Source organism: Okeania sp., assembly GCF_983059655.1.
The window spans coordinates 1-3,420 of the sequence record NZ_CEZPJD010000831.1 but is presented as its reverse complement, the minus strand read 5'-3'; the positions used below and the strand labels follow the sequence as shown (position 1 = coordinate 3,420).

The window sequence follows — 3,420 nt, the reverse complement described above, 5'->3', positions numbered from 1 at the left end:
ACCTTGTAGGGACGTTCCATGGAACGTCCTTACTGTGGTTTACCCAAATGAAAACTGCTGTAAGATATTGAGATGAAAGTGGATTTTATTTGAAGCCAGAGATTCCCTATGGATGGCAGGAAAAATCAGAAAGGATAACTATAAATAGTTGCCAAAATAAAAGAATTAATATTCTGGGATTAATGGGATGTAAAAACGAATTAAATTACGTAATACACCAGGGAATAATTGATAGTCAAATGGTGATAAATTTTTTAGATAAATTTAGTGAGGGTTTAACTAAAGTTACTGTAGTAGTGATGGATAAAGCACCAATCCACACGAGTGATAAAATCATCGAAAAACTAGAAGAGTGGAAGGGGAAAAATTTAGAAATATTTTGGTTACCAACTTACTAACTCAAGCATAACTTAATTGAAATTCTCTGGAGATTTATTAAGTATGAATGGATTGAAATTCATGAAATGCGAAAGCTGGAAAAGCTTCCTTTGCTATCTCAAAAAAGTGCTTGATAATTAAAGCTAAAAATCAGGATATATAAGGTAATAAAGCTTTTTATATTCAATTTATCTCCTAGTTTATGGCTCTTACTGGCATCAATTGACTGAAATTTTCTGCTGAAATTCAAGAAAATTTATTCACATAAAATGGCCGAAACCATTACCTGTTCCCCACAAATCTACCCGTCCCCGCATCTGGTACGTCCCCGTGTCCTACTCCAGCAACCCATTTATTCAACAGACCCTAATTAATGCACTGCAGGTAAAGCTTAGATATCAAATAAAGGCAGAGAGAGTAGACACAATTAGTAGTTTTCTACTGCCTACTCTACTTCACTAAAAGTGGATAATTTACTAGATATCAATTTTAAATAAATCTCAAATTACCCATAAATGTTGATAATTTAACTGCTGCCTAACTGGCTAATCCTTTGCTCAGTAACTCATAAAGAAAAGAGTTAATAAAAGTTAGTCCTAAAGAACCAATTAACGCACTCCAAAATCCCCAACGTAGTCGAAATCCACTTACTAGCCAAGCAGCTAAACCAAAGATAACAAGATTAACAACTAGAGTAACTAAACCAGGAACAAGTATGTTAGCTGGCAAAGCTAAAGTATTCAAAACTGGACGTACAAATACATTCAAAAGTCCAAATATTGCTGAAGAAATTAACGCAATATTAAAATCATCAATTTCTACCCCAGTAGGCAACTTAGAAATAATAAACAAACTAACAGCAGTAATCAACCACATAACAATCAGTCTAACAATCTCTTCAGTAGCCATTTTTTTCTCCTTAAATTAACAGAAATCTAAACATTAAATCGGAAGAGCATAACATCTCCTTCCTTGACAAGATAATCCTTACCTTCACTCCTCAGCAAACCTTTTTCTTTAGCAGCAGTCATTGAACCACTAGCTACTAAATCCTCATAAGCAATTGTTTCTGCTCGAATAAAACCCCGTTCAAAATCAGTATGAATTACACCAGCAGCTTGAGGAGCTAACATTCCAGCTTTAATCGTCCAAGCCTTAGTTTCTTTCTCTCCAGTAGTAAAATAAGTGCGCAATCCCAACAATTCATAAGTTGCCTTAATTAGAGATTTTAACCCACCTTCTTCTACTCCTAAAGATTCTAAATAATCAGCTCTTTCTTCCTCCGGTAACTCAATTAATTCTGATTCTACCTGAGCTGAAATTATCACAACTTGAGCATTTTCCACAGCAGCAATATTTCGTACTTTTTCAACCCAATCATTTCCACTTGCTAAGTCATCCTCTGACACATTAGCAGCATAAATTATTGGCTTAGAAGTTAAGAGATTTAAAGGCTTAATTAGAAAAGATTCATCTTCATTTAAGTCAGCCATTCTTACCGACTTACCTTCATTTAAAATCTCCTCTAATTTTGTCAAAACTTCCAACTCTGCCTGAGCATCTTTACTGGTACGAGCTTGTTTTTTAGTCCGTTCAATTCGGCGTTCAACTTGAGCTAAATCGGACAAAGCCAACTCTAAATTAATTACTTCAATATCTCGCACTGGATCGACAGAACCAGAAACATGAATAATATCCTCACTATCAAAACAACGGACTACCTGAACAATGGCATCTACCTCTCGAATATTAGACAAAAATTGATTCCCTAATCCCTCTCCTTTACTTGCACCTTTAACCAAACCAGCAATATCAACAAACTCTATTCTAGTAGGAACAGTTTGAGCAGAATTAGAAATTTTCGTCAGCACATTTAACCGCTCATCTGGCACCGAAACCACACCAACATTGGGTTCAATTGTGCAAAATGGAAAGTTAGCAGCTTCCGCTTTAGCATTAGCAACCAAAGCATTAAATAAGGTAGATTTTCCGACGTTGGGTAGTCCGACAATTCCAGCTCTGAGCATAAATTTAAGTCAAAAATTAAAAGTAAAAAGTTAAAAATTAAAGAAATTACAGGTAGGGTTACTATACAACTGCCTATCTACTAAGGATAGCAGAAGGAAAGAAGAATCTTGATTTCTCACCTCAAGTTTCACTTAAAATCAAGAATCAAAAAATAAAAAAATCTTGTTTACCTTATTTTGTTAAATGAGGAGGAGAATTGACTTAATCAACGAATAAGGGTATAATGCGTTAAAAAGCATACCATTAGATAGACTGCGCTCAATGTCCATGAAATCTATCAGAACCAAACTCAAATTAAATAATAAACAAAAAACTTTGATGGCTCAACACGCGGGCTATTCAAGATGGGTTTATAACTGGGGTTTGAGTTTGTGGAATGCTGCTTACAGAGACGGTTATCAGCCTAATGCTCGTAAGTTGAGAGAAGTTTTCACTAATCACACTAAACCACTTTATCCCTGGATGAAGAGCTTGTCATCTAAAGTTTATCAATATGCTTTGATCAACTTGGGTGAAGCGTTTAAGAGATTTTTTCAAGGGTTAGGTAAATATCCAAGGTTTAAGAAGAAAGGTAAACACGATTCTTTTACAATTGATAATTGTGGAAAGCCAATAGAATTAAATGGTTGGAGTCACAAATTACCTTTTATTGGCATGGTGAAAACCTATGAACCAATTGAAGCAACTACTCAGAAAATAACTATTAGTAGACAAGCTGATGATTGGTACCTAAGTTTAGCTTTTGAATTTACCCCGACTTCAACAGAAAAAATTACTGATGTAGTAGGTGTTGACTTAGGTGTAAAAACTTTAGCAACCTTAAGCACTGGCGAAGTTTTCAACAGTGTTAAACCTTACCGTAAAGCTCAAAACAAGCTAGCAAAATTGCAACGCCAAGTTAGTAGAAAAGTTAAACATTCTCGTAATTGGTATAAGGCTGTAATCAAGTTAGCGATCGCAGCATAGACGAGTAGCTAATATCCGTAAAGATGCACTTCATAAATTAACAACATA

The 3,420-nt window shown here is 35.0% G+C and carries 3 protein-coding genes and 1 pseudogene; 2 read left to right on the top strand and 2 right to left on the bottom strand.

Annotated elements, in window-relative coordinates:
* Nucleotides 1–83 precede the first annotated feature (83 nt).
* Nucleotides 84–398, top strand: a pseudogene (locus AC3DU7_RS29040) (transposase); the annotation flags it as partial.
* Between the two features lie 517 nt (nt 399–915).
* Here the strand turns inward: AC3DU7_RS29040 and AC3DU7_RS29035 are convergent.
* Together AC3DU7_RS29035 and ychF are read right to left on the bottom strand one after the other, a co-directional pair.
* The gene (locus tag AC3DU7_RS29035; RefSeq protein ID WP_488042728.1) at nt 916–1,287 is read right to left on the bottom strand and encodes a phage holin family protein; all 372 of its coding nucleotides are present in this window, start codon (nt 1,285–1,287) and stop codon (nt 916–918) included.
* Nucleotides 1,288–1,313: 26 nt separating this feature from the next.
* Nucleotides 1,314–2,405, bottom strand: coding sequence for a redox-regulated ATPase YchF (gene ychF, locus AC3DU7_RS29030; RefSeq protein WP_488042727.1), 1,092 nt, complete (start codon nt 2,403–2,405; stop codon nt 1,314–1,316).
* A gap of 319 nt (nt 2,406–2,724) precedes the next feature.
* On the opposite strand from ychF, the gene AC3DU7_RS29025 reads away from it, so the two are divergent.
* Nucleotides 2,725–3,372 carry an RNA-guided endonuclease InsQ/TnpB family protein gene (locus AC3DU7_RS29025; RefSeq protein ID WP_488042726.1) on the top strand — a complete coding sequence of 216 codons (648 nt, stop codon included), beginning with the start codon at nt 2,725–2,727 and terminating at the stop codon, nt 3,370–3,372.
* Nucleotides 3,373–3,420: the final 48 nt, after the last annotated feature.

Bases quoted from the DNA above. Each gene is read 5' to 3' on its own strand.
- AC3DU7_RS29035 (WP_488042728.1), bottom strand. From the start codon at position 1,287: ATGGCTACTGAAGAGATTGTTAGACTGATTGTTATGTGGTTGATTACT.
- ychF (WP_488042727.1), bottom strand. From the start codon at position 2,405: ATGCTCAGAGCTGGAATTGTCGGACTACCCAACGTCGGAAAATCTACC.
- AC3DU7_RS29025 (WP_488042726.1), top strand. From the start codon at position 2,725: ATGGCTCAACACGCGGGCTATTCAAGATGGGTTTATAACTGGGGTTTG.